Origin of the sequence: Paramicrobacterium chengjingii, assembly GCF_011751765.2 — a bacterium.
Classification (GTDB): domain Bacteria; phylum Actinomycetota; class Actinomycetes; order Actinomycetales; family Microbacteriaceae; genus Paramicrobacterium; species Paramicrobacterium chengjingii.
The window spans coordinates 150554-176080 of sequence record NZ_CP061169.1 but is presented as its reverse complement, the minus strand read 5'-3'; the positions used below and the strand labels follow the sequence as shown (position 1 = coordinate 176080).

The window sequence follows — 25527 nt, the reverse complement described above, 5'->3', positions numbered from 1 at the left end:
CACCGTCGGCACAGACGGTTTTACCAGATGGTGACGCGCTCTTCCGGGTTAAGCCAGAGTGCGTCACCTTCTTCGACTCCAAACGTAGTGTAGAACTCGTTGAGATTCCTCACAATCTGGTTGCATCTAAATTCGTTCGGCGAGTGCGGGTCGATGGCAAGCAGACGGATCGTCTCGGCATCCCGTCCCTTCTGTCGCCAGGCCTGTGCCCACGAGAGGAAGAAGCGTTCGGAGCCGTTGAGGCCATCGATCTCGGGGGACTCGTCGTCGCCGAGTGAAAGCAGGTAGGCCTTCCACGCGATTCCGAGGCCACCGAGGTCCCCGATGTTCTCACCGATCGTGAGCGCACCGTTGACGTGGTGGTCGGGAACCTGCTCGGGTGCGAGCGCGTTGTACTGCTCGATGAGCGAACTTGTGCGCTTCTCGAATGCTTCCCTGTCGGCATCCGTCCACCAGTCGATTAGCCGCCCATCACCGTCGAATCGCGAGCCCTGGTCGTCGAAGCCGTGCCCGATCTCGTGACCGATGACCGCCCCGATCGCCCCGTAGTTCGCCGCGGCATCGCGTGAGGAGTCGAAGAACGGAAACTGGAGGATCGCCGCCGGAAACACAATTTCGTTGAAGCCTGGGTTGTAGTAGGCGTTGACGGTCTGAGGAGTCATGAACCACTCGTCGCGATCGAGCGGCTTGCCGATCTTCTCTACTTCGCGGTGCAGCTCGAAGCGGTTGGCCCGACGCACGTTGCCGACCAGATCGTCAGCGTCGATCGAGAGCTGCGTGTAGTCGCGCCATTTCACGGGGAACCCGATCTTCGGTGTGAACTTGTCGAGCTTCTCGAGTGCCCGCTTGCGCGTGGCAGGGCTCATCCAGTCGAGGGTCGTGATCGACTGCCTGTATGCCTCGACGAGGTTGCCGACGAGTTCATCCATGGCGGTCTTCGCCTCGGGCGGGAAGTGCCGTTCGACGTAGACGCGACCAACGGCCTCGCCCATGGCGCCCTCCACTAGCGAGACACCGCGCTTCCAACGCTCACGCTGCTCGGGCGTTCCAGTGATTGTGTGCCCGTAAAAGTCGAAATTCTCGGCGACGATCTCGTCGGTGAGATAAGGAGCTGCGCCGTGCAGAACCTTCCAGGCCAGCCAGTCCTTCCAGGCGTCGAGTTTCTCGTCAACGAGCAGCTCGGCGAGGCCCTCGAGGTATGACGGCTGCATGACGACGATCTCGGCGAGCGCGCTCTCGGGCACGTCAAGAGCGTTCTTCCACGGGGTCAGGTCGACTCCTGCCACGAGCGCGAGAGCATCGGTGCCGGAGTACAGGTTGTACGTCTTCTGCGCATCGCGGGTGGCGACGTTGTCCCAGTGATGCGACGCCAGTGCCGTCTCGAGATCGAAAACACGTCGCGCGCGCGCCTCGGCGTCGTCGAGCCCTGCGAGTTCGAACATGCGCTGCAGATGCGCGAGGTATGCCTCACGAATCTCGGCGAACGTTTCTTCGCGGTAATAGTTCTCATCTGGCAGGCTGATGCCGCCCTGCACCATGAACATGACGTACCGTTCCGGGTTGCCCGGGTCGTTGTCGACCCCCATTCCCACAAACCCACCGAGGCCGTCGTTCTCGAGCATGCCGATCGTCTCAAGCAGCTCAGCGATCGACGAGACAGCGGATGCCGCCCGCAGCTGGTCTGCGATCGGCTCGATTCCCAGGTCGGCGATACGCTCAGTGTTCATAAAGCTCGCATACAGCTCTCCCACTTTGCGGGCTTCTGCTTCAGCGTCCGTGCCGTCGAAAACGCCCTTCTGCGCGTCGAGGATGATCTGCTGAACGTTTTTCTCTGCGGCCTCCGCAAGCTGGTGGAACGTACCCCACCGTGCCTTGTCACCGGGGATCTCCGTGGCGTCGATCCACCGGCCATTGACGTGCGTGAACAGGTCGTCTTGGGGGCGTGCGTCGGGGTTGAGTCCGTCGATTTCGATACCGGAATTCAGAGCACCATCAGTCATGCACCCAGCCTAATCGAGCGATGCTATGACCCGCCCGGGTTCACAGCACAAGGCAGAACGGATGCCCCTGGGTCACACAGGGTCGGGAGGAGCGCTGCCTCCCAGTGCAGCGTTCAGCGTACTCAGCGTCTCGATCGTCGTTCTCAGTGCGTCGCGCGAGAGGTCAGGCATCTGCTCGACGAGGGTCTGATCGAGCAGCGAGTCACCCGTCCGCACGACCTGCGAGCCCTCCGGAGTCAGAGCAAGCACTTTCTCTCGACGGGAATGCGGTGACTCCGTCGCCGTCATCAATCCCGCATCGACAGCCTTCTCGATCTGCCTGCTCACCGTGCCCTTGGTGAGGCCGAGCCTCACTGCCGCGGCCTGTTTGTTAAGCGTTCCGGGGTGGGCGTCCACGACGCTCAGCGCGAGAGCATGCTCACTGCATCGCGCACGTACTTTGAGCGGACACGCTCAGTGAGAGCGCGTTCTACGAGCAGAGTGACTCCTGTCTAGCCCACCCGCCCACGCATGCTTCCGCGAATCTCAAGGGCCGCTTCACGAATCACACAGCCGAGCATGCCTGGAGCCGTCAAATGTGCGACGTGCCCTTGGTTCGCGAGCGTCACTTTCCTGAGAACCATGGGCAGCACGCTGGCGAGATCGGACGATCGTTCACGCACGTGTCCTGGGCTCTCTGACCCCTCGATGAGGACGACGGGCATCGTGAGCGAACGATAGCGATCAATACCAAGCCCGAGCGCATCGATTGCTTCATCGTCTGCAACTTGCGCGGCCGCGTGTTTGACGAATTGATCGCGCGCGTCGGGGGCGGTCAGGATCATATCGACGATCGGTGCTGGCATGCCGACGATGTCGCGCAGGTGAATCCGCATCGCCTCGACCGGGTCTCCCGCATCAATGCGCGCCCGCGCCTTCACACCCGCTGCGCCAGCGACAAGTTCCGTTGTCGGCAGAGGCGGCTCATAGAGGATGAGCCCCGCAAAGGACGCCGAGTGAAGACGTGCGGATTCCAGAAGTGCAACGGCACCTGACGAATGCCCGACGCCGATGATCGGGGGTGCAAGTTGTGTTGCGATCACCTGGATATCGCTCGCCTCTGTGGACATTCGGTGTGGCAGCACGACCGGAGCGCCTGACGCATAGATCCGCCTCTGCAGCCGAACGGCCCGAAACCCGTCGAGCTCCCGCGCGACGGCATCCCACGATGCCGCGTCCGTTCCACCGGGCGGCACGATCAACAGTGACGGTCCGCGGCCTTCGTCGCGCGCCGTGATGCGAACGCCGTCGACCGCTCGAGCAGTCAGCTCAGTCATAACTTCACGGTACGCCTCCGAATCCTGAACCTCGAGCGTCAGTTTCACGAGCCCAAGAGAACACTCGATGGCGCTGCGGAGGCAGGGCGCCTGAAGGCACACATCATCCGGCTCAGAGAAGCGCAATACGCGCAGGCCATGTTCCGCAGTTAGAGTCGTACGCGTGAAATCCATCGACCGCGAGATCATGCGTCTTGCGGTACCCGCCCTCGGCGCACTGATAGCCGAACCGATGTTTCTGCTCGCCGATTCGGCGATGGTCGGGCATCTCGGCATCGATCCGCTCGCGGGGCTCGGCATCGCGAGCGCCGTGCTGCAGACGATCATCGGGCTCATGGTGTTTCTCGCATATGCCACAACGCCCGCCGTGGCGCGGTTGCTTGGCGCGGGAGACGAGCGCGGCGGAGTCTCTGTCGGCATCGACGGCATCTGGCTTGCGCTTGGTCTCGGCATCGTGCTCGCCATCGCCGGCTGGTTCGTGACGCCGGCGCTGGTCGCGCCGTTCGGTGCGACACCAGCCGTTGCCGAGCAGGCGGGCATCTATCTGGGCATCTCGATGATCGGCATCCCGGCAATGCTCATCGTCTACGCAGCGACCGGGCTGCTGCGCGGCCTGCAAGACACGAAGACGCCGCTCATCGTTGCGGTAGCTGGTTTCGGTGCGAACATCTGCCTCAACTACGTATTCATGTACGTTCTCGACTTCGGCATCGCCGGGTCTGCAATCGGCACGGTTGTGGCGCAGTGGGGAATGGTGGCGGCGTACCTCGCTGTCGTGTTCAGGCATGCCCGCCGTACGCGCGCGACGGTCAGGCCGACGCGCGCGGGATTGCGTGGGTCAGCGTTGTCGGGCGGTTGGCTGTTCATCCGCACGGCAAGCCTGCGCGCGGCGATGCTGCTCTCGATCTTCGTCGCCACGTCTCTCGGCACGAGCGAGCTCGCGGGCTTTCAGATCATGATGACGATCTATGGCACAACGGCGTTCGCGCTCGACGCCCTCGCAATCGCCGCGCAGGCACTCATTGGGAAGGGACTCGGCGCCGGCAATGTCGCCGACGTGCGCTCGGTGCTCGTGCGCTGCCTCGTGTGGGGGCTTGGCTCTGGCGTCGTCATCGGCGCGGTCGTCGCGGGCCTGAGCGGCGTGCTGGGCTATGCGTTCACGGGCGATGCCGAGCTGGCGCATATGATGACGCCCGCGATGATCATTCTCGGCGCGAGCGTGCCGCTCGGCGGGTTCGTCTTCGTTCTCGACGGTGTGCTGATCGGTGCGGGCGATGCGCGTTACCTCGCGCTCACCGGCATCCTGAATCTGCTCTGCTACCTGCCGCTCGCTCTCTGGGTGTATTTCGCATCACCGACAGGCACGGCGGGGCTCGCGTGGTTGACGGCGGCATTCAGCTTCGGCTATATCGCGGCGCGTGCGCTCACCCTCGGTATCCGTTCGCGTTCGACCGCGTGGATGCGCACGGGCGCCTGACTCTCAGCGACGCAGACGTTCGTCCATTCGGTGCCACGAGCCGACAGGCATCTCGACGAGCCCCGATATATCGGTCCCTTTGTCGGTAATGAGGCCGCGCTTCTTCAGCTCTTCGAGCGCCATGGCACGGTTGCCCAACTGAACCTTCTGCTCAGCAGACAGCGTGCGCCATTTCACACGCGGCCCGGGCGCGGTCGGCTTCGACGCAAAAAACAGGAGCGCAAGCACGACAACGCCAAGAACCGCCGCGGCGAGCGCGATCAGCGCCATCCACGATGCACCGGGGAGCGGTCGCACGAGCAGGTATGCGACGAGCGAGACGACGACGACGGGAACGGTCGTTCCGATCTGCATCCAGGACCGGTCGCGAGTGCTCGCCCACACCATCCCCTGCACAGCGACGAGAATAAGTCCGGCAACGAAGAAGAACTGCGCGACGCCGATCAGATCGTCGCGATCTGGCTCATAATCGATGCCAAGGGCGATGATCACCAAAACAAGCCCGATAACAGGGGCGAGGAGGTACGGGACCCACAGCAGATAGGCGAGCGCCACGTTCAACCTGCCGGGGCCGCCCGGGGCCTCCTCGGCTTCTGTGACTTCTTCTTCACTGACAGGGAACTCCAGAATCTGATACTCGAGGTCACCCCAGCGGATCGGATCCGGCAGGTCGACGGTGCGTGCCCACTGCCTGACACCCTGCTGATGCTCCATTGCTCTTCCTTCCAGTCGGCTGTGCCGCTCAGCATACCGACGTGTTGAATCACCTGCCGAGAATGTCTGGTGTGACGAGCGCACATGCTGCTGAGGCCATGTACTCCTCCGTCACCTGCGGTGTGATGCCGAACACCACGCCCTGACTCAGCCCGAGCAGCACAGCGCGCAGTGCAGGGACGAGACGACGAGCTTCCTCGTCGGTCACGCCCTTTCCCGAAAGCTCTCGTCCGGAAAGCAGACGGACGAGACGTTCTTCCTGGTCGGCGACCGATGCCGCAAGTCGCCGCCCAAGTCCCTCGTCACGCAGCGCGACATCGTGAATGGTCATCTGGAACAAGAGAGAACTCCGCGCGTTCGAGTCGTCACATGTGCGACGAATGTGACGGGCGATCTCGGCGACGGCGTCCGACAGATCGGCATCGGGCGGGACGGCCGCGTCGATCCCGTCGTAATGGGGCGCGAGGGCGTCGGCAACGGTCTCGACGAGCAGACCGTTCTTGCTTCCGAACAGCGAGTACACGGCTCCCGTTGTTAGCCCAGCTCGCTCAACGATGTCCTCAAGACGCACGGCAGAGCCATCCCGAGCGACGAGTGCACCAGCCGCTGCGATAAGCGCCTCCCGATTACGCTTCTTCGCTTCTTCTCGCAATGTTCGCATAGTTTCATTATACTAATAATCTCATTATCAAAAAGGAGCCGGGATGCTCAAACACACATCACAGCCTCGGGGAGTCGTGCGAGCGGGCATCGTCGCTGACGGCATCTTCAAGCTGGCGCTCGGGGCCGCATATCTCATTGCGTGCGTCCCGCTCGCCTCTACACTGGGGGTCGCCACCTGGGTCATCATCCTCGCTGGCATCACCGTTGCACTTGTCGGAGCATCAGAGGCTCGACTCGCCTCCCGCCGAACGACCCGCACCTTCCTCGTCTCGCTTGCGCTGTATGACGGCCTGTGGGTTCTCGTCACCGTCGCCGCACTGCTGCTTGCATCTGCGGGCAGTCCATTCGGCGGCGAACTCTGGCTGGGATACCAGATTGTCGCGGCTGCGACCCTGACCGCGACGCTCCTGACCGGCGTCGGACGCGTCAACTGACGACATCCACCGATCGGTGGATGCAAGATCAGCCAGGCGGATGCTGTCGCCTGACGAGCTCGGCGACAACGCTGGAAACATGGCAACCACAGACACCCTGGGCAGCACGGCCAACATTGTCGAAGTACGCAATTTACGAAAGACCTACGGCACATTCACAGCGCTTGACGGCGTGAGCTTCGACATTCATCGCGGCGAGACGTTCGCCCTACTCGGCCCAAACGGCGCCGGCAAATCAACGGCCATCGAGATTCTCGAGGGATACCGGAGACGCACATCAGGTGAGGTCGCCGTGCTGGGCATCGATCCCGAACATGGCCGGCTTCCGTGGAAGTCTCAGCTCGGCATCGTGCTGCAGTCAACGGGCGAGTCTGGAAACGTGACCGTGCGTGAGCAGCTCATCGAGTTTGCCGGCTACTACCCGTCACCACGCGATGTTGACGAAGTGATCGAGGCGGTTGGTCTGGTCGACAAGCAGAAGACCCGCATCAACAAGCTCTCGGGGGGCCAGCGTCGCAGGGTTGACGTTGCACTCGGCATCATCGGCAACCCGCAACTGCTCTTCCTCGACGAGCCGACAACGGGTTTCGACCCCGAAGCGCGGCGGCAGTTCTGGGGGCTCATCCGTTCGCTTAAGTCGTCGGGAACCAGCATCCTGCTCACCACCCATTACCTCGATGAGGCCGCCCAATTGGGTGACCGAGCTGCCGTGATCGCCGGCGGACGCCTCGTCGACATCGGTGCGATCGACGAGATCGGCGGGCGCGAAGCACGCATTCCCCTCGTCAGGTGGACGGATGCCGTGGGTCAGCGCCACGAAGAACGCACACACGAGCCGGGCCGCACCGTTGCCGCACTCGTCGCCGATGCAGCTGGAGAACCACGCGACGTCGAGATCGTGCGTCCGACGTTGGAGGACGTGTACCTCGAGCTCATCAAAATCGACGGCGGCGATTCGTCACGTGACGCCGCCCCTCGTCAGGAGGAAGCAGCATGACGACGTCAGCCAACACCTCGACGCGCATCGGCGTAATTCCGAGTTTCTCGCCTCTGCGAACGATCAGACTCGGCATCCGACGCATCCCGGTCGAGCTCAAGATGTACTTTCGTGCGGGCGACCAAGTGTTCTTCACATTTCTCTTCCCCACCCTTCTCTACTCGCTCTTCGCCACCGTCTTCAGTGACCAAGACCTTCCGGGCGAACTCACAATGGCCACGTACTATCTGCCGGGAATGATCGCCGGTGCCATCCTGCTCTCTGGCGTGCAGAACCTCGCCACCGACATCGCGGTTGAGAAGAGCGACGGCACGCTCAAGCGCCTTGGCGGGTCGCCACTGTCGCCCGTCTCGTACTTTGTCGGCAAGCTCGGCCAGGTCATCGTGACGAGCCTTCTGCAGATCGGGCTCCTCGTTGCGGTCGCCGTGTTCGCGTTCGGAGCGCAGCTGCCTACCTCGGCAGAAGCGTGGGGAATCATCGCCTGGGTGTATGTTCTCGGCATCGCCGCGTGCGCATTTGCCGGCATTGCTCTCTCGGCCGTGCCACGCTCGGGCAAGACGGCTGCGGCAGTCGTCATTCCGATCGTGCTCGTTCTGCAGTTCGTCTCGGGAGTTTACCTGCAGTTCTCTGCCCTGCCCGAGTGGTTGCAGAGCGCATCCGGAGTCTTCCCCGTTCGCTGGATGGCACAGGGGCTGCGTGCGGCGTTCCTTCCCGACGCCTGGGCCGCTCAGGAGCCTAGCGGCAGTTGGGACCTCGGCATCGTCGCCCTCATGCTCGCCGTGTGGATCGTCATCGCCCTCGTGCTCGCACGTCTGACTTTCCGCTGGATTCACAGGGATCGCTGATCCAGTGTGGAGCGCGTGAGAGCCTAGAACAGTGAACACACGTCACTGGTGGGACATCGCCGTCGGGCTCGTGATTATCGTGCTCAGCGCCATCTCGGCGATGAACTCTGAGTACAGCGTCGTCGAGCGCTGGGCTCTGGTCGCCCTTCTGCTCAGCCTCGGCGCGCTGTACGGCGCAGTGCTGCGACGGTTCGTCCCCGTGCAGATCGGGCTCGACCAGCACGACACTCCCGCTATTTATTCGATGATCGGCCAAATGGCAATGATCGCGCTCGCCGCTGCAACCGTGTCGCTCAGCGCCGACATGATGAACACGATGGTCATCGTTCTTCCGCTGATTTGGTTGTCATCGTCTGGCACCCGCCAAGCCGTCTTGATGAACGTCGTGGCGACCAGCGCTCTCGGAACGGCGTTCGCCTTCAATCAGGGCTGGACCACGTCGGGCAATATCACCGCCTTCGCGATAGCAGGAATTTCAACGGCGTTCAGCATCGCGCTCGGACTCTGGATTTCTGGCATCGCCAACTGGGGATCCGAGCGCGCCCGGCTGCTCGAAGAACTGACCGAGGCTCAGAGCGAGCTTGAGGCAGCTCATCGCGAGTCCGGAGCTGCCGGCGAACGCGAGCGCATCGCCCGGGACATTCACGACACCATCGCGCAGAGCCTCACGAGCATCGTCATGCTCGCGCAGCGTGCCTCGCGCGAATCGAATCCCGCGCAGACGATCGCCGTCGTCGAAGAGACCGCGCGCGATGCTCTGAGCGACGCGCGCGGTCTCGTCGCCGCAAACGCCACGGTCGCAGCGACGGCATCCGCCCCTTTCGAAGCCAGCCTCACACGGCTGGGAACGCGCTTCGCCCGCGAGTCCGGTGTGCAGATCTCGACGACGGTCGAACTGTCACAGCAGCTGCCACGCGAACTCGAAGTGATGCTGCTGCGCTGCGTGCAGGAGGGGCTTGCGAATGTGCGCAAGCACGCGCGTGCCGGCCATGTTGCCATGGCGTTGCAGCGTGTTGATCAGGAGATCCGGCTGACGATCACAGACGACGGCCGAGGACTCGGTGGGGCCACGATCGACGACGAGCGCGGCTTCGGGCTGCCTGGCATGCGCGAACGCGTTGCGCTGGTCGGCGGAACCTTATCTCTTTCGGATGCTGGCGGTGACGGCGTGACGCTCGCCGTCACCGTGCCGAACCCCGAAGCCCTCACACAGGAGTCCCTGACATGATTCGTGTTCTCGTCGCTGACGATCACCCCATCGTCCGCTCTGGCATTGTGGGGCTTCTCACTGATGCCGCGGGCATCGAGGTAGCGGGCGAGGCTGCAACGGGCACCGAGGCTGTCGATCGGGCTTTGGCGCTGCGACCTGACCTTGTGCTGATGGATCTGCGCATGCCCGAGCTCGATGGAACCGAAGCTACCCTCGCCATCACCACGGAACTTCCCGAGACCCGGGTACTTGTTCTCACGACGTATGAGAGCGACGACCACATTCTCGGCGCGATTGAGGCGGGAGCATCCGGGTATCTTCTCAAAGCTGCGCCGTCAGACGAGATCATTGCAGGCGTACGCGCGGTTGTTGAGGGCGATACCGTGCTGGCGCCGTCGATCGCGGCGACGCTGGTAAAACGGATGCAGCGGCCAGACGAGCCGACGGCAGTCTCGCTGAGCCCGCGCGAGACAGACGTGCTGAGGCTTGTCGCCGCGGGCAAGAGCAACCCACAGATCGGACGCGAGCTCTTCATCGGCGAGGCGACGGTGAAGACGCACCTGCTGCACACCTACGAGAAGCTCGGGGTGTCTGATCGCACACAGGCTGTGCTGCGGGCGCTCGATCTCGGCGTCATCGATCGCGACAGCAGCGGTCGGTGAATGCTGAGGACGTTCAGACCATTAGCGTTACCGCTGCTCGGCGGGCACGAGGGACACGCGGGTGCTGAGCCAGTCGTTCTCGTCGGCCTCGGCCTCGGCGGTCGTCATCGGCTCGAAGCCCGCGCGCTCGGCCACGGATCGTGACTTCGGGTTCTCGGGATTCACGCGCGTGATCGCCTCGGAGATGCCCGGAATCTGGTCGAGGAACGACACGACGAGCATCACCGCACGCGTGGCGATGCCGCGGCCACGCGTGGCCGGGTACAGGCCGTACACAATGTCTGCCTGGTTGTTCTCGAGACCCTCGCGACCCACTTCAGTGGTGATCGTGCCGGCGAGTTTGCCATCGGCGACGATCGCAAACGAATAAAACGGGCCGCCGGCCTCCCACGCCTTCTCCACGTCGGCGAGGTGGCTGCGCACGCTCTCTTCTGAACTCTCAGCGTCGTCGAGCCACGTGACGTACTCGTCGTCCTGCCCGGCGTGGTGCTCCTCGGCATCCTGCATGGTCAACGGACGCAGCATGACGACGCCATCGTCGGAGTACAGCACCTTGATCATCGTTCCCCCTTGTGTGCATCAGCCGCGCCGAGCCATTCGCGCGCGGCAGTGGTGAGTGCGGCGATGCCAACGCGAAGCGTCGGATCGGGCACCGGTGCGAAAAACGGCGAGTGGTTCGACGGCACGCCCGCCGGAAGTGATGTGAGGTGCTCATCGCGCGGGAACAGCGCGGGGTCGGCGCCGCCGAGCAGCCAATAGACGATCGGGGCATCGACCGGTACCGCGAGATTGCCGATGTCTTCACTTCCCATAACCGGCTGCACCTCGCGCACGTCGACGCCGTCGAGCGACTCGCGCATCGCGGCGATGGTGCGCGCTGTCGCGGCGGGGTCGTTCATGAGCACGGGGAAGGAGTCGCGCCCCGTGATCTCGGGGGCTCGAGTGGCACCGGATGCTGAAGCCTCAGCGTTCACGATGCGGTGTGCTGCCGCGATGATGCGGTCGCGCACGCCCGGGTCGTAGCTGCGAATGTTGAGCCCAAGGTGCGCCTCGTCGGCGATCACGTTGCTCTTGGTTCCGGCCTGCATCGTTCCCACAGTGAGCACCGCAGTGTCGCCGCCAGCGATCTCACGCGACACGATCGTCTGCAGCCGCATCACCGTGGCCGCGGCCATCACGACCGGGTCGATGGTCGATTCGGGTTGCGACCCGTGGCCGCCCTTGCCAAACAGACGTACCTCGAGCTCATCCGTCGCCGCGAACGCGGGCCCTGACGATACGCCGATAACGCCGGACGGATAGGGCATGACGTGCTGTCCCAGCACGATATCCGGTGCGGGAACGACGTCGTAGAGGCCGTCGTCGACCATCACCTGTGCACCGCCGCCATTCTCTTCGGCGGGCTGGAAGACGGCGACGAGAGTTCCTGTCCAGTCAGCGTGGCTTGTGGTGAGCAGTTCGGCGGCCCCGAGCAGCGCCGTCACGTGAATGTCATGACCACAGGCGTGCATCACCGGCACGTCGTTGCCGTCAGGGTCTGTCCCGCGCACCGTGGACGCGTAGGTCAGGTCTGTCTGCTCGCGCACGGGAAGAGCATCCATGTCGGCGCGGAGCATCACGACGGGGCCGTCTCCCGATCGCAGAACTCCGACGACGCCGGTTCGACCGATCCCCTCGTGCACGTCAAAGCCCAGCTCGGCAAGCCGTGCGGCGACGATGCTGGCCGTACGCGTCTCCTGAAACGACAGCTCAGGATGCTGGTGCAGGTCTTCATAGACCGGCATCAGTCGCTCGGCAACCGCAGCGGCCGAGTGCAGCGCGTCTGAGCTCACCGTCGTCACGTCGTGGCCTTTCGATCCATGTACCCCAAGCGTATCCCGGGAGGTGTCCGAGAGCATCTGCGCGTTTGTTCAGAGTGCCGACGGCGGAGCGACGGTTTCCCCCGCGACAAACTCAACGGAAAACGCCGTCGATTCCGCCTCACGGCCCTCCAGCAGTGCGATCACTGCCCGACCGGCGGCGGCGCCCTTCTCGTGCGTTGGCTGCCGCACCGTCGTCAATCGCAGCCCGAGGTTGTCGACTCGGATGCCGTCGAAGCCGACGACGCTCAGATCACGCGGCACATCCAGACCGAGTTCGCGGGCTGCCGCAATGGCACCGGCTGCGATCAGGTCGCTCTGCGCAATGATCGCCGTCGGTCGTTTCGACGGATCGACGTCGAGCAGCATGCGGGCCGCTCGCCTGCCTGCCTCGACGCGGCTCGCACCCGCGACCCAGCCGCCGATTCCCGGAAACACGTCGCGCGCTCCACGCATCCGCTCGCGTGCCGGAAGCACGCTCTCGCGCTCGCACTCCGGCGTCAGCTCTCGTGGTTCTGTCGGCCGCTCGAGCCCCAGTGTGATGAGGCTGACCCGCTCATGCCCGAGGTCGCGCAGGTGCTCGGCGAGCAGACGCGTTCCGCCGCGATTGTCAACGCTGATCACCGGACTCGCGCCCGTTGGCTCCGCCTCGATCGCCACCATGGGAATGCCACGGCGGGTCAGCACGTCGAGCGATTGACCGGGATCAAAGTTGCAGCCGAGCAGCACAACGGCGTCAACGGGCGCGTTGGCGACGGTGACCTGGCTCGAGCCCTCCGCAGATTCGCTCATGAGCAGAAGGCCGGCGCCAAGCGAACTGAGCTCCTCGGCAAGTCCGTCAAGCGTCTGAATCAGCACAGGGTCCCGAAACGACACTCCGATGCGTGCGGCAAGAACGGCTCCGACGATCCCGCTTCTCCCTCGCCGGAGTCCGGCCGCCCGCGGATCTGGGCCGACGTAGCCGAGTTCGGATGCCGCGGTGAGCACCTTCGTCTTTGTCGCATCCGACACCGGACCTTGACCGCTGAACGCGATGGATGCCGTCGACGGAGAGACTCCTGCCCGGGCTGCGACGTGGGCAAGTGTCGGGCGCGAACTGGCGCGTTGCGCTTTCGTCATCCTGGCCCCCTCTCGCGCTCGGTCCATAGCTTGACCACCGACTTGTGTCTCGGCTAGCTTAGGCGGGTGCCGCAATCGAATCGATTCGAGAACGCACGCCAGACTTTCCTTCGACGTTTCGAGAGACCATCGTGACTGTGACAAATTCGCGCACCGAGCTGGTGGCGTGGCGCAACGCCATCTTCGTCATCTTCACGATGTCGGGGCTCAGCATGGCGACGTGGGCCGCTCGCGTTCCGACGATCAAGGCGAACCTTGACATCACGACGGGGTCGATCGGCCTTCTCGTGCTCTGCATGTCGGCATGCTCTGTCGTCGGTCTCATCGTCGCTCCGATGATGTTCGCCCGTCTCGGTCCACGCCGCAGCATGCTCGTCTCGCTGCTGTTCGTCGCCGTGGGGCTGGTCGTCATCGGCCTGGGTGCTGCCGTGTTCTACACACCGGCGCTCGTCGGCATTGGCCTCGGGCTGTTCGGCTTTGGCAATGGCAGCTGCGACGTGGTCATGAACGTAGAGGCAGCCGACGTCGAGAAGCATCTGAAGCGCACGGTCATGCCTCTGATGCACGCCTGTTTCAGCGGCGGCACCGTCATCGGCGCGGGCATCGCAGCGCTCACGGAACTGTTGCATATCTCGCTGATCGCGCACGCGCTCGTAATGGCGATCGTCATCGCCGGCACGGCGTTCGTCGCAGTGCGCTTTGTGCCCTCTCGGGTGACAAGCGATACTCAGGAGTTCGCACGCAAGAACACCGGCTGGCGGCAGAAGCTGCGCGCGAGCCTCGCCGTGTGGGCAGATCTTCGGCTGCTCGCAATCGGCGTCATCATTCTGGGCATGGCGTTCGCCGAGGGCAGCGCGAACGACTGGGTCGCGCTTGCCGTCGTCGACGGGCACGAAATGATGGAATCTGCCGGCGCCGGAATTCTGGCTGTGTTTCTCACCGCCATGACGGTGGGACGTGTCATCGGCGGACCGTTTCTCGACCGCTTCGGCCGCGTCAAGGTGCTCGTTGGCTGCTCGGTGTCCGCGGTTCTCGGGCTCTTCCTCTTTATCATCGCCCCGAGCCTTCCGCTGCTTGTGATCGGAGCCATCCTCTGGGGTCTTGGAGCTTCGCTCGGCTTCCCTGTCGGAATGTCGGCCGCTGCCGACTCCCCGAAGGACGCTGCAGCGCGCGTGAGCGCGGTTGCGATCATCGGCTACTGCGCGTTCCTCGTCGGGCCGCCGCTTATCGGACTGCTCGCCGATCACATCGGCCTGCTCAATGCTCTCTTCGTCGTGCTCGGCCTGATCGTCTTCGCGGGGGTGGCTTCACCTGCCGCCCGTGAGCGTTCGGTGCGCATCAACCCCGCCGACTGACAGTGGGCCGAGTAGCCCTGACAGGGCGGCGCAGTTAGCTCTGCGCTTCGGCGCTGTCGGCGAGGACGGTGAGTTCCGTGTCGAAGAGAGCATCGGCATCCACGGTCATCGCGGCGTAGGCGCCGCCAAGCTCAAGGCTCACGAAACCGTGAAGCCGCGACCAGACGCGCACGGCAAGTTGAAACTCAGGCGACGATGCACTGCGTGCCCGCAGCACTTCATCACCGTCGAGAACGCCGACAGCCTGTCCGTCATCGCCATCGGATGACTCCGCGCTCAGGCGACCGCTGATCACCGCCAGCACGACACCCATGACCGAGCGACCCGCCTCAGAGATCTGCGCCGAGTGGGCGTCGTAGCCCGGCAACGGCGGTTTAAAGAGCAGTTCATAACGGTACGGCTGATCTCGCGCCCATGACCTGTATGCCCGCGCCAGGCCATTGATGCGGCCATCGCACTGATCACCATGCACACCTCTCGCTGCCGCGAGAGCATCGCGAAGGTCATGATATGCATCGATGACAAGGCTGCTCAGCAGTTCGTCGCGATTCGCGTAATAGCGATAGAGCGCAGGACCCGAGACGCCGAGCTCTTTTGCAATTGCATTGAGCGAGATTGACTGCGCACCACCTTCTGCGAGCTGCTCAAGCGCCACGGCCTTCACGTCGTCTCGCACTTGCTCACGAAACCGTTCGCGAATAGATGGGCGGCGTGGTTCGGCATCCATCGGGTGCTCCTTTCGACAACGCTTACTCGAATGCGCTAACACTAGCACCTCAAACAAACGCTTGACGTATCCGTCTTTCGTAATGCATACTCGTTTTTGTTAGAACTTATAACTTCGCGACAACGGGTCGCCCATCGAAAGGTTCAGCAATGTCAACTCGTGAAACCGCCGCCGCACCCCCGAGGCGGTGGCTGGCCATGGCCGGTCTGTCAGCCGCAACGTTCGTGGTGATCCTCGACGTGTCGATGGTGAACCTCGCCGGCCCGACGATTCGCGAGGGTCTCGGGCTCTCGAGCACCGAGTTGTCGATCGTTGTCGACAGCTATCTGGTCGCGTTTGCCGGGCTTCTCCTTCTCGGCGGCCGTATCGCCGACGTTCTCGGCGGACGACGCGTCTTTCTCACCGGTCTGCTTGTCTATCTCGCCGCCTCGGTTTTGTGCGCTCTGGCGCCATCAGGTGAGGTTCTGATCGCCGGTCGCGTCATTCAGGGAATTGGTGCGGCGATCGTCACTCCGTCTGCGCTCTCTCTCGTTGTCGGCCTGTACCCAGATAGCAAGGGGCGCGCACGCGCGCTCGGCATCTGGGGAGCGGTAGCGGGAGCGGGGAGCCTTCTGGGGGTTGTGCTCGGCGGAGTTGTCACACAGATTCTCGGATGGCAGTCGGTCTTCTGGATCCCTGTGCCGATCACTGTAGCCGTCGGCATTGTCGTGCTGCTCGTCGTGCCTCGCACGCTGCCACGCGCCGGCCGATTCGACGCGCCAGGAGCACTCACGATCACGCTCGGCGTCTCGGCATTGGCTCTCGGCATGATCTCAGCTCCGGAGAACGGCTGGGGCTCACCTCTTACCCTGGCCAGCCTCGCCCTTGGAGTGATTCTGCTTGTCGCCTTCGTTGTCATCGAGAAGAACTCGAAGCAGCCTCTCGTGCCCCTCGGGCATCTGCGCAAGAGCAACGTCGTCGTCGCCAACTCTGTGATGCTGCTTATCGGAGGCACGACGGTGAGCATGTTCTTCTTCTTGCCGCAGTTTCAGCAAGGTGAGCTGGGCATGACCCCGGCGCTGACCGGGCTCAGCCAACTGCCCATCGCGGTGATGATCATTGTCGCGAGCCTTGTCGCGCCTCCGATCGCAAAGCGCATCGGCTCGGCACGAGCAATGTCACTCGCTTTGCTCACTCTTGTCGGAGGCCTTCTCTGGCTCGCCTTCGATCAGACGACGAACGGATTCTCACTCTCGCTTCTCGGTGCTTTCCTGGTCATCGGCATCGGCATCGGCCTCTCCTCTGTCTATGCCACGACGACGGCAGTCCGCGATGCCGTTGCCGGAGACACGGGCCTTCTCAGCGGGCTCATCAACGCATCCCGGCAGCTCGGCGGAGCGATCGGGCTCGCCGCACTCGTCGGATTCGCGACGATCAGCGGAGCAGCGGACGGAGGGCTCGACTTTACGACAGCATTCATCGGCCTTGCCGTGTTGGCGTTCGCCGCGTTCGCGCTGTCTTTCATCCCCACAGACCGATCCATTGCAGCTTCCGCCCCCTCAGTCGACGTCCTTTCGCGCTGACGAGGCATCACTCGAAAGGACTGTCACTATGACCGAAACAATTCTCGTCACCGGAGCCACCGGAACCGTCGGCTCGGCAATTGTGCCTGCGCTACAGACCGAAGGAGTAGAGGTTCGTGCACTGTCACGAGAGCACCGTGAGATCGCCGGCGCATCAACTGTCGTCGCCGATCTGAGCGATGCGGGCTCCCTCGAGCAGGCCGTTGCCGGCGTGGACGCCGCGTTTCTCAACAGTCCGTCAGAACCGGATGCCGCGGAACTGCAACGCCGTTTCGCCGACATTGCTGCGGCGGCGGGCGTGCGCCGGCTCGTGCTCCTCTCGCAGTTCGCCGCCGGCCTGGACTCACCCGTTCGCTTTCTGCGCTGGCACGCCCAGGTCGAGCAGCACGTGCGCGAGCTCGACATGGAGGTGACAGTGCTGCGCCCGAACCTCTACATGCAGGGCATCCTTCCGTTCGCGGCGAACGCTGCCCGCACGGGCGTGCTCGCTGCGCCAATCGGGCATGCCGGGGTGAGCGCAATCGACACGAGAGACATCGCCGAGGTCGCGGCTGCCGTGCTCACAGAGAGCGGGCACGCCGGAGCGACATACACACTGACCGGCCCTCGCGCGGTGACCCATGCTGAGATTGCCGCTTCAATCTCAGCCGCGAGCGGGCGTGACATCGCGTTCGCATCGGTGACGCCCGAGCACTACGCCGCCGCGCTCGAGGGATTCATGCCGCAGTGGCAGTTCGACGGGCTCATCGAGGACTACGCGCACTACGACAGGGGCGAAGCCTCGGTGGTGAGCACGAGCGTTGCAGACATTCTCGGGCGCCCGGCCCGCAGCATCGACGACTTCGCGCGTGACCACGTGAGCATCTTCACCCCCGACGCCTGAGGCAGTCTCGCCCTCGCTGTCAATCGGGGACCAACTTTTGCGGTGCACGATTCTGTGATGTCGTCAAAGTTGGTCCCCCATTGCTGTGTACACTCGCAGGGTGCGTTTGGTGATTGCGAAGTGCTCGGTCGACTATGCGGGACGGCTGACCTCCCACCTTCCCGAGGCGACACGCCTGCTCATGCTGAAGAGCGATGGAAGCCTGCTCGTTCACTCCGACGGCGGCAGCTACAAGCCGCTCAACTGGATGAGTCCACCGTGCATCGTCGAAACCGAAGAACCGAGCGACGAGCAGCGTGAGGCCGGCATCGTCGAGCTGTGGAAGGTGACGCACAAAAAGACGAGCGACCAGATTATCGTGTCGATCTTCGAGGTGCTGCACGACAGCACGCACGAGCTCGGCATCGACCCCGGTCTGCAGAAGGACGGCGTCGAAGCGCACCTGCAGAAACTCCTCGCCGAGCAGATCGACTTGCTGGGCGACGGCCATTCACTCGTGCGGCGCGAGTACATGACGGCGATCGGGCCCGTCGACATTCTGGCGAGGGATGCCGGTGGAGCCTCCGTTGCCGTCGAGCTGAAGCGCCGCGGAGATATCGACGGCGTCGAGCAGCTCACCCGCTACCTCGAGCTGATGAACCGTGACCCGCTGCTGGCACCCGTCACGGGCGTCTTTGCGGCACAGGAGATCAAGCCGCAGGCCCGAACGCTCGCGGAGGACCGCGGCATCCGGTGCCTTGTTCTCGACTACGACGCGATGCGCGGCATGGACATCGCCGACGGCAGGCTCTTCTGACAATGCGCCTGATCTCGTCTGCCGATCCCGAACTCTGGATTCCCATCACGGGATCGCTGGGATGGAAGGGGCGCCGTCACCGCAAAGCAGCAATCCGGATGCTGATGTCGCGCCAGACTGGTGCACCGAACGGAGCAGGGCGGCGCGGGTCGGGCGTTGGTGCGTGGCTCGCCAGCCAGGCTACGCCGTTCGCGATGCGCAAGGCAGACGGGCGCGTGCTTGCGTGGACGTGGAAGGCCGAGCCCGAGCTCGTCGTTGCGATCGCCACGACCCAGACGCTGACGCCGCAGGTGCGCATGGCCAGGGCCTCGATGCCCATGGAGTACGACGACACCGAGAATTTCGCCACCGCGCTCGGCGTGGGAGAGAAGCTTGTGATGGCGGTGCCGTCGACCCCCGGAGCCTCGCCCTTCGCCACATACACATGGGACACCGGAACGCATCTGATCACGCTGACGGCGGTCTGCCCAGACCGCGAGCGCTTCGGCACGCTGGAGCAGCCTCTCGACGACCTTGCCCGCAGCATCCGCATCGCGGGCGACGAGACGCACGGCGGCCCTGACGTACTCCGCCTTCCACCCGCCTGACGAGCCCGCAGTCAGCCGTCGGCTGATGCGGGGTGGAGCGCGAGCCCGGAGCGTCGCGCCGCCGCGTTCAACTCGGGGTCAAAGGCGAGAAATACCGTCAGTTCGTCGCCAATGAGAATTGCCGTGGCAAGGTGCAGGGCGTCGAGGCCGCGCAAACCAGACTGCAATCGAATGGCACCGTCGAGAACGTCGTCATCAACGGAGACGAGGTTCACACGACTCAGCGTCTCGTCAACGTGGACGGCCGGGAGGCCTCGGCGTTGTGCTGCAGTGTTCAGCTCAACGGCAAGAAGGCGGGACGAGACCAGCCGCTCTGAGGTAGCGAAGAGGCGCCGCACAGACGAACTACCTCTCTCGGAGACCAGAGTCTTCACCACCGCGGAGGTGTCGATGTAGATCACCCGCGCTCCCGCCTGATGTCGTCGATGATGTCGCTCGACGAAACGTCGAGGTCGATCGGCTCGAAAGTCAGGCTTCCCGACCGCGTCGCGGTGCGAACCTTTCCCGCCGCAATCAGGGCATCCCACCCCGACTCGCGCGCCGGCGTGAGCTCGGCGATGGGGCGACCACGGTCGGTGATCGTCACGCGTTCACCGGCCGCAACGCGCGCCAGCACCCGTGCTGTCTGCTGGTTCAATTCTGTGCGCGTCACGCTTCCCATGAAAGCATCCCTCTCCCTAACTAGTATTTGTACTACACAGTTTACGCGACACCTGCTCGCCTACGATGGAAGCACAATGACTACGCAAACGCCCGCTGTCGCGGACAACGCCGGCGCATCGGCCCAGAGCACGTGGACCTGCGTGCTGTTCGACCTCGACGGCACGCTCACCGACTCGGCACCGGGCATCGTCGACCGCATCGACCGCGCACTCACACAGCTGGGCCGCCCCATTGCCGACAAGAGCGACCTGTTCAGCTGGGTCGGCCCGCCCATGCTCGAGTCATTTGAGCAGTACGGCTTCACCCCCAACGAGGCAATTGAAGCACTCGACGTCTACCGCGGCATCTCAGAAGCAGAAGGCCCCTGGTCAGGATCATCGGTGTATGCCGGGGTACCCGAGCTGCTTGCGCACATTAAGGCGGCAGGCATTCCGCTCGCCGTCGCCAGCAGCAAGCCCGAGTACCAGGTGGCTCAGGTGATTGAGCACTTCGATCTGGAGCAGTACTTCGACATCATCTGCGGCGCGTCTGCAGACGAGACGGTCAGCGCAAAGGCCGACGTGATCGCCGAAGCGCTCCGCCGCCTGCACCACCGCGGGGTCGACCTGACAAAGACGCTCTACGTCGGTGATCGCATCCACGACGTCGAGGGCGCCACAGCACACGGGCTTCCCGTGATCATCGTCGACTGGGGTTACGGTACCGAGGCCGAAGCTCAGGGCGCCATTGCACATGTCAGCTCTGCCGCCGAGCTCGAAACGCACGTGCTCGGCTGAGCGACACCTGCGAGACCGGTGCCCTCACAGCATCCATTTTTTAGACTGACGAGTATGTCTTCGCTCTGGTGGGTGCCTTCTCTCGTTGTGTTCGGCACGACAGCGCTGATCGTTGTGGGCATCGTCGTTGCTGTCCGGGCGCGGCGACGCACGGCAATCGCGTCGGGGCGCATCGCCGATCCGCGGCCCGAGTCGATCGAGCAGCTCGAAGTGCGCGCGGGCCAAGCGCTCGTGCACGCAGACGAAGCCGTGCGGCGCGGCACCGAGGAGCACGCATTCGCCGCCGCACAGTTCGGTGCAGCGGCGACCTCTGCTTTCACTGCGGCGCTCGACAACGCTCGCGGTCGGCTAAGCGAAGCGTTCGAACTTCGACAGCGGCTCAGCGATGTGACTCCAGACACAGACGCCGATCGGCGGTCGTGGTCGGCGCGCATCCTTGAGGCCTGCACCGAGCTCGAGGCTGCGCTTGAGCAGCAGACGACGACGTTCGTCGACAAGCGCTCCCAGGAGCGCAACGCCCCCGACCGCCTGGCCGCCCTGCGAACCGTTCGCGCGCAGATCAACGAGCGAATTCCGGATGCCGAGGCACGGCTCGCTCGCCTGACAAAGCTGTATGCCGCGCAGGCGTTTGCCGATCAGCGCGACGCCGTGTCGACAGCGAGGGCGCAGCTTGCCGTCGCGGCCGACGAGATCAAGCGCGCGGATGCCGCGGCCAGCACCGCTGACCCCGCGGTGCCGTCGCTGGAGAAGGCAGAGAGCGCATGCAACGCCGCGGCCTCGGCCCTCGATTCGCTGGCTCGTGCAGAAGAGCGACTGGCCGCGGCCGACGCGGAACTGAGGTCGACGATCGCCGAGGCGGAGCGCGGGCTCACTGAAGCCGCCGAGCTGCGCGACGCGAGCGGGATTCCCGAGGCGGCCGAACGCATTGCTGCTGCCATGGTCGAGCTGCGAGCCGTGCTCGACACCGTGACGTCGGCAGCCGGCCCGCAGGCTCCTCTTCACACCATCGACACCGTGCGCTCGGCTCAGGCGACACTCGACGACGCGCTCGCGTCAGCCCGCAGCGCCCAACGGCGCATCGACAACGCCCGCGAGGCCTTGAGCGGGGCATTGTTCTCGGCGCACAGCCATCTCGATTCGACGCGCGAGTTTATTTCGGCGAATCGCGGACGAGTCGGTGCCGATGCCCGAACTCGCCTGGCCGAAGCAGAGCGGCAGCTGGCTCTCGCCGACGCCGCGGCAGACCCTGTGGAGGCCGTCGACATCGCCAGGCGAACAGCCCGCCTTGCGCAGGACGCGGGCGACCTTGCACGCTACGATGCGGGGCCCCGCACAGCGCCTCTCATGCGCGGACGCTGAGTTGCCAGCATCCGGTCATTTATGCGCCGCTGCCCAATGCGGACTCTGGATCAGCCCGATCAGGTTGCCGAACGGGTCAACGACGGATGCCGTCCACCACTCCTCGCTTCTCTGCACCACCGGGTCGAACTCGCGAGCTCCTTCCCGGATGAGCTCGTCGAGTGACGCAGCGGCGTCGTCGACGTGCAGATAGACGAGTGCGCCACCCGGGGCGTCAAGGGCGGGTCGAAATGCGGCACTCATGAGAGCGAACTCGTCTTCGTCGTCTCCGAAGCGCCATTCGGCGTACTGCGGCTCCCCAGCCTCCGGCCGCACGAAGTACGGTGCGCTGTCGAATATGCGAGAGTACCATTCGATGGCCGCGGGCATATCCGCTGAGACGAGATTGACGTTGGCGATTCCTCTGAACATGATCTGTGACCTTTCTGCCCGCGATACCTTCGCGGCTTCGCAATCCAGTCTTTCGGCCAAAGTGCTCATGTTATGAGCACTTAAAATGGCATCCTTGACATATGAGAGCCGACAGACTGATCCGCGTTCTCTTCGTGCTGCAGGCCCGGGAGTCGGTGACCGCTGCCCAGCTGGCAGAGGAACTCGAGGTCTCCGTCGCGACAGCACGACGCGATCTTGACGCGCTCACGATGTCCGGCGTTCCGGTCTACTCGCAGCCAGGGCGCGGGGGCGGGTGGCGTTTGCTCGGTGGTGCACGCACGAATCTCACAGGGCTCACCGAACCTGAGACGACGGCGCTCTTCGCACTGCTCGGGCAAACGCATGGCGGCGCGACGGAAGCCGCGTCGGCCATACGCAAACTTCTTGCCGCACTGCCCGCAACCTTTCGTAGTTCCGCCGAGCGAGCCATTGGATCGACTATCGACAACGGCGACGCCTGGGGAGATGCGCCGAGCACAACTCCGCCCGAGGTGGTGGTGCTTCAGCAAGCGATCGCCCGCGGGCGCGCCGTCACGATCTCGTACCGCACGAGCCGCCCTGTTACGACGACGCCGCTTGGCGTCGCTGCGCGAGGCGGAAGCTGGTACCTGCTCGCAGACCCCGGCGACAAACCGCGAATGTATCGGGTGGACCGTATTCGCGAGCTCGACGTTCTCGACACCGCTGCATCGCCGCCTGCGGGGTTCGATCTGCACCGTGCGTGGGCCGATTCCGTCGCTGAGGTTGAGGCGCTGCGAGGCTCGTCCACTGCAGACGTCATGGTCTCCACGTACGCAGCTTCGGCATTCATCAGTCGTTTCGGCGCACAAGTCACGGTTACGGATGCTTCAGGTGATGGGCGCATACGCGTCGAGGCTCGCGCGCAAAGCACCGAGGCACTCGCCGAGCAGCTTGCGGGATGGTCCACAGCGATCGACGTTCTCGGCCCGCTCGACGTGCGGCGTGCCCTCGCCGAACTCGGGAGCAAGCTTGTCGAGCACTATGGATAGGCATCAGGTTTACCCCGGAATCTGAGTTGAGGGCGCCAACCGGTTACACTTCCTGCGGAGACTCCCGCCACGACAAGGACGACGCAGCCGCATGACGATCGACAAAAAGCAACTCGCCTCTCTCACGAAGAAGGAGCGGCGCGAGCTGCAGCGAGAGATGGCCCGCATCAAGCGTGAGGCCGATCGCAAGCGACGCAAACGACGCAAGGCACTGGGCATCTCGGGCCTGATTCTGCTGATCGTGGCGATCATCGCTGCCGTCGGACTCGTCGTGTGGACGCAGCTGCGACTGGCAAACGAGGGCCCGCAGAACATGGCGAGCGACGGAATCGTACTCACGGGAGATGGGCAGGCAGTCGCTGCGACACCCACGGGAGCACACGGGTGGCTTGAACCCGCGGCATCCGCCCCTACGCCCGACACGGGCATCGTTCCGATCACGATCTATGTCGACTACGGCAGCAAGGACGCCGCTGCGTTCTTCGCGACGAATGGCGAACAGATTCAGCAGTGGGTGACCTACGGGTTCGTGCAGCTCGAGGTGAAGCCGATCGCTCTCGACCAATACGACGACGCGACAGAAAACTACTCAACTCTCGCGGCAAACGCAGCTGCGTGCGTCGCAAACTTCGCGCCGACGAACTTTCTCGCTGTCAACACGGCACTGCTCGATGCAAACCCCACTGTCACCGACACCCCCATCGACAAGGCCGGAGTCTCGAAGGCCGTAACGACAGCGTTGGGCGGCGAGAACACCGACGTCACAACATGCATCAACGATGACCGCTACGCCAACTGGGTGGCAACCGTGAGCGAAGCCGCGGCAAACGGACCGCTGCAGAGCACCGACGTGAAGAATGTGGCTCATTCGCCGCTCGTGCTTGTTCATGGCGAGAAGTTCACGGGCAAGAACGACGAGTCAACCGACCTGCTCTCGTTCATCTCGCAGGTCATCGCCGCGAACGAGAAAGAGGCGAAAGACTCAAAGGAGTCGACCGGAACACCGACACCGACGCCAACCGGCACGTCGAGTGAGAAGGCGAAGTAGCCTCACGGCATCCGCCCGTCTTTCAGCGCCCACACATGTGACGCATACCCACCTGGCGTATTGTTGCACTGACAACCTCCCCGCCCCCGACCAGGATGAGCCGTGAGCAAAAAGCCCAACAATGCCCCATCACCCGGAGCGTCGAAGAAGCAGCGCCAACAGCATATTCGCGAACTCGCCCGTCAGGAGCGCGAACGTCACGAGAAGCGCGAACGGCGTGTGCGCTGGGCATGGCAGGGCGGAATCGGCATCATCATCCTTGCGGTTGTGGCCGTTGTCGTCGTTGTCATTGTCACGTCGATGAAGCCCGCAACGGCGGCGGCCGGACCAAAGAACATGGCCAGCGACGGCATCCTGTTCACCTCGGAAGGCGGGCAGCCTGTTCCCGTCGAGACCGCGGCGATGAAAGAGGGCGGAAGCCCAACGCCGACAGACTTCTCGTCATACAAGGATTCGGTGAGCGTCGTCATGTACCTGGACTACATGTGCCCGATCTGCGGTCAGTTCGAGGCTGCGAATGGCGAGATGCTCATTCAGCTGGCGGCATCGGGAGACATCGCACTTGAGCTTCATCCGATCTCGTTTCTCGATCGAGCTTCGCAGGGAACCGAGTATTCAACACGTTCGGCAAACGCGATGGCGGCCGTCGCGAACTATCAGCCCGAGGTTTTTCTCGCCGCTAACACTGCGATGTTCACCAGCCAACCCGCCGAAAACTCCGAGGGCCTCACCGACGACGAAATCTGGTCAATTTTGCAGTCGGCAGGTGTGACCGATGAGAACGTCAAGAAGGCCATCGACAACGAGACGTACTCTGACTGGGTTGCCGAAGCGACGGATCGAGCCATGGGCGGCAGCGACTACTCATATCTCGACACCCCGGCAGCAGTCACGGGAACGCCGACAGTTGTCATAAACGGGGTTCAGTACCAAGGCGGAATCGACGACACCTCGGCGCTAGCGAAGGCGATTCAGGATGCTGCAGCCCAATCAGGCGGCTCAGGATCCGAGGAGACGCCAGCCGAGTAGCGCT

At 63.9% G+C, this 25527-nt stretch carries 28 protein-coding genes; 16 read left to right on the top strand and 12 right to left on the bottom strand.

What is annotated here, in order from left to right; translation table 11 throughout:
• Nucleotides 1–20 precede the first annotated feature (20 nt).
• From HCR76_RS00910 to HCR76_RS00900, 3 genes are all read right to left on the bottom strand, one after another.
• The gene (locus HCR76_RS00910; RefSeq protein ID WP_166985769.1) at nucleotides 21–2000 is read right to left on the bottom strand and encodes a M13 family metallopeptidase; all 1980 of its coding nucleotides are present in this window, start codon (nucleotides 1998–2000) and stop codon (nucleotides 21–23) included.
• A gap of 72 nt (nucleotides 2001–2072) precedes the next feature.
• Nucleotides 2073–2405, bottom strand: a complete 333-nt coding sequence (locus tag HCR76_RS00905) for a MarR family winged helix-turn-helix transcriptional regulator (protein ID WP_280529502.1) — start codon at nucleotides 2403–2405, stop codon at nucleotides 2073–2075.
• Between the two features lie 86 nt (nucleotides 2406–2491).
• Nucleotides 2492–3316, bottom strand: a complete 825-nt coding sequence (locus tag HCR76_RS00900; RefSeq protein ID WP_166985775.1) for an alpha/beta fold hydrolase — start codon at nucleotides 3314–3316, stop codon at nucleotides 2492–2494.
• Between the two features lie 187 nt (nucleotides 3317–3503).
• Here HCR76_RS00900 and HCR76_RS00895 point away from each other — a divergent pair, with 187 nt between their 5' ends.
• On the top strand, nucleotides 3504–4793 hold the full coding sequence (locus HCR76_RS00895) for an MATE family efflux transporter (RefSeq protein ID WP_166988061.1): 1290 nt from the start codon (nucleotides 3504–3506) through the stop codon (nucleotides 4791–4793).
• Between the two features lie 3 nt (nucleotides 4794–4796).
• Here the strand turns inward: HCR76_RS00895 and HCR76_RS00890 are convergent, their stop codons facing one another.
• A complete protein-coding gene (locus tag HCR76_RS00890; protein ID WP_166985778.1) occupies nucleotides 4797–5507 on the bottom strand; it encodes a hypothetical protein in 711 nt (236 codons plus the stop codon).
• Between the two features lie 49 nt (nucleotides 5508–5556).
• The gene (locus tag HCR76_RS00885) at nucleotides 5557–6168 is read right to left on the bottom strand and encodes a TetR/AcrR family transcriptional regulator (RefSeq protein ID WP_166985781.1); all 612 of its coding nucleotides are present in this window, start codon (nucleotides 6166–6168) and stop codon (nucleotides 5557–5559) included.
• A gap of 43 nt (nucleotides 6169–6211) precedes the next feature.
• Here HCR76_RS00885 and HCR76_RS00880 point away from each other — a divergent pair, with 43 nt between their 5' ends.
• The 5 genes from HCR76_RS00880 to HCR76_RS00860 all read left to right on the top strand — a co-directional run bounded on the left by HCR76_RS00880 (nucleotide 6212) and on the right by HCR76_RS00860 (nucleotide 10318).
• Nucleotides 6212–6604 (top strand): hypothetical protein, encoded by a 393-nt coding sequence (locus HCR76_RS00880; protein WP_166985784.1) that lies wholly within the window; start codon nucleotides 6212–6214, stop codon nucleotides 6602–6604.
• Between the two features lie 79 nt (nucleotides 6605–6683).
• Nucleotides 6684–7601 carry an ABC transporter ATP-binding protein gene (locus HCR76_RS00875; protein ID WP_166985787.1) on the top strand — a complete coding sequence of 306 codons (918 nt, stop codon included), beginning with the start codon at nucleotides 6684–6686 and terminating at the stop codon, nucleotides 7599–7601.
• Nucleotides 7598–8446 carry an ABC transporter permease gene (locus HCR76_RS00870; protein ID WP_166985790.1) on the top strand — a complete coding sequence of 283 codons (849 nt, stop codon included), beginning with the start codon at nucleotides 7598–7600 and terminating at the stop codon, nucleotides 8444–8446. Before HCR76_RS00875 ends, HCR76_RS00870 begins: the two co-directional genes overlap by 4 nt.
• Nucleotides 8447–8477: 31 nt before the next feature.
• Nucleotides 8478–9674, top strand: coding sequence for a sensor histidine kinase (locus HCR76_RS00865; protein ID WP_166985793.1), 1197 nt, complete (start codon nucleotides 8478–8480; stop codon nucleotides 9672–9674).
• Nucleotides 9671–10318: a response regulator gene (locus tag HCR76_RS00860; protein ID WP_166985796.1), complete on the top strand. Its 648-nt coding sequence runs from the start codon at nucleotides 9671–9673 to the stop codon at nucleotides 10316–10318. Before HCR76_RS00865 ends, HCR76_RS00860 begins: the two co-directional genes overlap by 4 nt.
• A gap of 27 nt (nucleotides 10319–10345) precedes the next feature.
• On the opposite strand, the gene HCR76_RS00855 is transcribed toward HCR76_RS00860, so the two are convergent.
• From HCR76_RS00855 to HCR76_RS00845, 3 genes are all read right to left on the bottom strand, one after another.
• Nucleotides 10346–10879 (bottom strand): GNAT family N-acetyltransferase, encoded by a 534-nt coding sequence (locus HCR76_RS00855; RefSeq protein ID WP_166985799.1) that lies wholly within the window; start codon nucleotides 10877–10879, stop codon nucleotides 10346–10348.
• Nucleotides 10876–12102 carry an amidohydrolase gene (locus tag HCR76_RS00850; protein ID WP_166988063.1) on the bottom strand — a complete coding sequence of 409 codons (1227 nt, stop codon included), beginning with the start codon at nucleotides 12100–12102 and terminating at the stop codon, nucleotides 10876–10878. The genes HCR76_RS00855 and HCR76_RS00850 overlap by 4 nt, the downstream gene beginning before the upstream one ends.
• Before the next feature lie 126 nt (nucleotides 12103–12228).
• Nucleotides 12229–13296, bottom strand: coding sequence for a LacI family DNA-binding transcriptional regulator (locus tag HCR76_RS00845; RefSeq protein ID WP_166985802.1), 1068 nt, complete (start codon nucleotides 13294–13296; stop codon nucleotides 12229–12231).
• A gap of 131 nt (nucleotides 13297–13427) precedes the next feature.
• Here HCR76_RS00845 and HCR76_RS00840 point away from each other — a divergent pair, with 131 nt between their 5' ends.
• Nucleotides 13428–14651, top strand: coding sequence for an MFS transporter (locus HCR76_RS00840; protein ID WP_235934423.1), 1224 nt, complete (start codon nucleotides 13428–13430; stop codon nucleotides 14649–14651).
• 34 nt (nucleotides 14652–14685) lie between these two features.
• On the opposite strand, the gene HCR76_RS00835 is transcribed toward HCR76_RS00840, so the two are convergent.
• Nucleotides 14686–15378, bottom strand: coding sequence for a TetR/AcrR family transcriptional regulator (locus HCR76_RS00835; protein WP_166985804.1), 693 nt, complete (start codon nucleotides 15376–15378; stop codon nucleotides 14686–14688).
• 149 nt (nucleotides 15379–15527) lie between these two features.
• Here HCR76_RS00835 and HCR76_RS00830 point away from each other — a divergent pair, with 149 nt between their 5' ends.
• From HCR76_RS00830 to HCR76_RS00815, 4 genes are all read left to right on the top strand, one after another.
• Nucleotides 15528–16940, top strand: a complete 1413-nt coding sequence (locus HCR76_RS00830) for an MFS transporter (RefSeq protein ID WP_166985807.1) — start codon at nucleotides 15528–15530, stop codon at nucleotides 16938–16940.
• A gap of 28 nt (nucleotides 16941–16968) precedes the next feature.
• Complete coding sequence (locus HCR76_RS00825) at nucleotides 16969–17823, top strand: NmrA family NAD(P)-binding protein (RefSeq protein ID WP_166985810.1); 855 nt, start codon at nucleotides 16969–16971, stop codon at nucleotides 17821–17823.
• Nucleotides 17824–17923: 100 nt separating this feature from the next.
• Nucleotides 17924–18619 (top strand): endonuclease NucS, encoded by a 696-nt coding sequence (gene nucS, locus HCR76_RS00820; RefSeq protein WP_166985812.1) that lies wholly within the window; start codon nucleotides 17924–17926, stop codon nucleotides 18617–18619.
• Between the two features lie 2 nt (nucleotides 18620–18621).
• On the top strand, nucleotides 18622–19206 hold the full coding sequence (locus HCR76_RS00815; RefSeq protein ID WP_166985814.1) for a hypothetical protein: 585 nt from the start codon (nucleotides 18622–18624) through the stop codon (nucleotides 19204–19206).
• 11 nt (nucleotides 19207–19217) lie between these two features.
• Here HCR76_RS00815 and HCR76_RS00810 read toward each other — a convergent pair whose 3' ends face one another.
• Together HCR76_RS00810 and HCR76_RS00805 are read right to left on the bottom strand one after the other, a co-directional pair.
• Complete coding sequence (locus HCR76_RS00810; RefSeq protein WP_166985816.1) at nucleotides 19218–19607, bottom strand: type II toxin-antitoxin system VapC family toxin; 390 nt, start codon at nucleotides 19605–19607, stop codon at nucleotides 19218–19220.
• A complete protein-coding gene (locus HCR76_RS00805) occupies nucleotides 19604–19867 on the bottom strand; it encodes a type II toxin-antitoxin system Phd/YefM family antitoxin (protein WP_166985818.1) in 264 nt (87 codons plus the stop codon). Before HCR76_RS00805 ends, HCR76_RS00810 begins: the two co-directional genes overlap by 4 nt.
• A 76-nt stretch (nucleotides 19868–19943) precedes the next feature.
• Here HCR76_RS00805 and HCR76_RS00800 point away from each other — a divergent pair, with 76 nt between their 5' ends.
• Both HCR76_RS00800 and HCR76_RS00795 read left to right on the top strand, forming a co-directional pair.
• Complete coding sequence (locus tag HCR76_RS00800; RefSeq protein WP_166985821.1) at nucleotides 19944–20645, top strand: HAD hydrolase-like protein; 702 nt, start codon at nucleotides 19944–19946, stop codon at nucleotides 20643–20645.
• A gap of 54 nt (nucleotides 20646–20699) precedes the next feature.
• Complete coding sequence (locus HCR76_RS00795) at nucleotides 20700–22004, top strand: coiled-coil domain-containing protein (RefSeq protein ID WP_166985823.1); 1305 nt, start codon at nucleotides 20700–20702, stop codon at nucleotides 22002–22004.
• A gap of 15 nt (nucleotides 22005–22019) precedes the next feature.
• On the opposite strand, the gene HCR76_RS00790 is transcribed toward HCR76_RS00795, so the two are convergent.
• Nucleotides 22020–22415: a VOC family protein gene (locus HCR76_RS00790; RefSeq protein ID WP_166985826.1), complete on the bottom strand. Its 396-nt coding sequence runs from the start codon at nucleotides 22413–22415 to the stop codon at nucleotides 22020–22022.
• 101 nt (nucleotides 22416–22516) lie between these two features.
• On the opposite strand from HCR76_RS00790, the gene HCR76_RS00785 reads away from it, so the two are divergent.
• The 3 genes from HCR76_RS00785 (at nucleotide 22517) to HCR76_RS00775 (ending at nucleotide 25523) form a co-directional block, all read left to right on the top strand.
• A complete protein-coding gene (locus HCR76_RS00785; RefSeq protein ID WP_166985828.1) occupies nucleotides 22517–23446 on the top strand; it encodes a helix-turn-helix transcriptional regulator in 930 nt (309 codons plus the stop codon).
• A gap of 91 nt (nucleotides 23447–23537) precedes the next feature.
• Nucleotides 23538–24494: a thioredoxin domain-containing protein gene (locus tag HCR76_RS00780; RefSeq protein ID WP_166985831.1), complete on the top strand. Its 957-nt coding sequence runs from the start codon at nucleotides 23538–23540 to the stop codon at nucleotides 24492–24494.
• A 102-nt stretch (nucleotides 24495–24596) separates the two neighbouring features.
• Entirely contained in the window at nucleotides 24597–25523 is a 927-nt protein-coding gene (locus HCR76_RS00775; protein WP_166985833.1) for a DsbA family protein, read from the top strand.
• Nucleotides 25524–25527 lie beyond the last annotated feature (4 nt).

What these genes read in the sequence shown, in the direction of transcription:
- HCR76_RS00910 (WP_166985769.1), bottom strand. Translation starts at nt 2,000, where the DNA reads ATGACTGATGGTGCTCTGAATTCCGGTATCGAAATCGACGGACTCAAC.
- HCR76_RS00900 (WP_166985775.1), bottom strand. Translation starts at nt 3,316, where the DNA reads ATGACTGAGCTGACTGCTCGAGCGGTCGACGGCGTTCGCATCACGGCG.
- HCR76_RS00895 (WP_166988061.1), top strand. Translation starts at nt 3,504, where the DNA reads ATGCGTCTTGCGGTACCCGCCCTCGGCGCACTGATAGCCGAACCGATG.
- HCR76_RS00890 (WP_166985778.1), bottom strand. Translation starts at nt 5,507, where the DNA reads ATGGAGCATCAGCAGGGTGTCAGGCAGTGGGCACGCACCGTCGACCTG.
- HCR76_RS00885 (WP_166985781.1), bottom strand. Translation starts at nt 6,168, where the DNA reads ATGCGAACATTGCGAGAAGAAGCGAAGAAGCGTAATCGGGAGGCGCTT.
- HCR76_RS00880 (WP_166985784.1), top strand. Translation starts at nt 6,212, where the DNA reads ATGCTCAAACACACATCACAGCCTCGGGGAGTCGTGCGAGCGGGCATC.
- HCR76_RS00875 (WP_166985787.1), top strand. Translation starts at nt 6,684, where the DNA reads ATGGCAACCACAGACACCCTGGGCAGCACGGCCAACATTGTCGAAGTA.
- HCR76_RS00870 (WP_166985790.1), top strand. Translation starts at nt 7,598, where the DNA reads ATGACGACGTCAGCCAACACCTCGACGCGCATCGGCGTAATTCCGAGT.
- HCR76_RS00860 (WP_166985796.1), top strand. Translation starts at nt 9,671, where the DNA reads ATGATTCGTGTTCTCGTCGCTGACGATCACCCCATCGTCCGCTCTGGC.
- HCR76_RS00855 (WP_166985799.1), bottom strand. Translation starts at nt 10,879, where the DNA reads ATGATCAAGGTGCTGTACTCCGACGATGGCGTCGTCATGCTGCGTCCG.
- HCR76_RS00850 (WP_166988063.1), bottom strand. Translation starts at nt 12,102, where the DNA reads ATGCCGGTCTATGAAGACCTGCACCAGCATCCTGAGCTGTCGTTTCAG.
- HCR76_RS00845 (WP_166985802.1), bottom strand. Translation starts at nt 13,296, where the DNA reads ATGACGAAAGCGCAACGCGCCAGTTCGCGCCCGACACTTGCCCACGTC.
- HCR76_RS00835 (WP_166985804.1), bottom strand. Translation starts at nt 15,378, where the DNA reads ATGGATGCCGAACCACGCCGCCCATCTATTCGCGAACGGTTTCGTGAG.
- HCR76_RS00830 (WP_166985807.1), top strand. Translation starts at nt 15,528, where the DNA reads ATGTCAACTCGTGAAACCGCCGCCGCACCCCCGAGGCGGTGGCTGGCC.
- HCR76_RS00825 (WP_166985810.1), top strand. Translation starts at nt 16,969, where the DNA reads ATGACCGAAACAATTCTCGTCACCGGAGCCACCGGAACCGTCGGCTCG.
- HCR76_RS00815 (WP_166985814.1), top strand. Translation starts at nt 18,622, where the DNA reads ATGCGCCTGATCTCGTCTGCCGATCCCGAACTCTGGATTCCCATCACG.
- HCR76_RS00805 (WP_166985818.1), bottom strand. Translation starts at nt 19,867, where the DNA reads ATGGGAAGCGTGACGCGCACAGAATTGAACCAGCAGACAGCACGGGTG.
- HCR76_RS00800 (WP_166985821.1), top strand. Translation starts at nt 19,944, where the DNA reads ATGACTACGCAAACGCCCGCTGTCGCGGACAACGCCGGCGCATCGGCC.
- HCR76_RS00795 (WP_166985823.1), top strand. Translation starts at nt 20,700, where the DNA reads ATGTCTTCGCTCTGGTGGGTGCCTTCTCTCGTTGTGTTCGGCACGACA.
- HCR76_RS00790 (WP_166985826.1), bottom strand. Translation starts at nt 22,415, where the DNA reads ATGTTCAGAGGAATCGCCAACGTCAATCTCGTCTCAGCGGATATGCCC.
- HCR76_RS00785 (WP_166985828.1), top strand. Translation starts at nt 22,517, where the DNA reads ATGAGAGCCGACAGACTGATCCGCGTTCTCTTCGTGCTGCAGGCCCGG.
- HCR76_RS00780 (WP_166985831.1), top strand. Translation starts at nt 23,538, where the DNA reads ATGACGATCGACAAAAAGCAACTCGCCTCTCTCACGAAGAAGGAGCGG.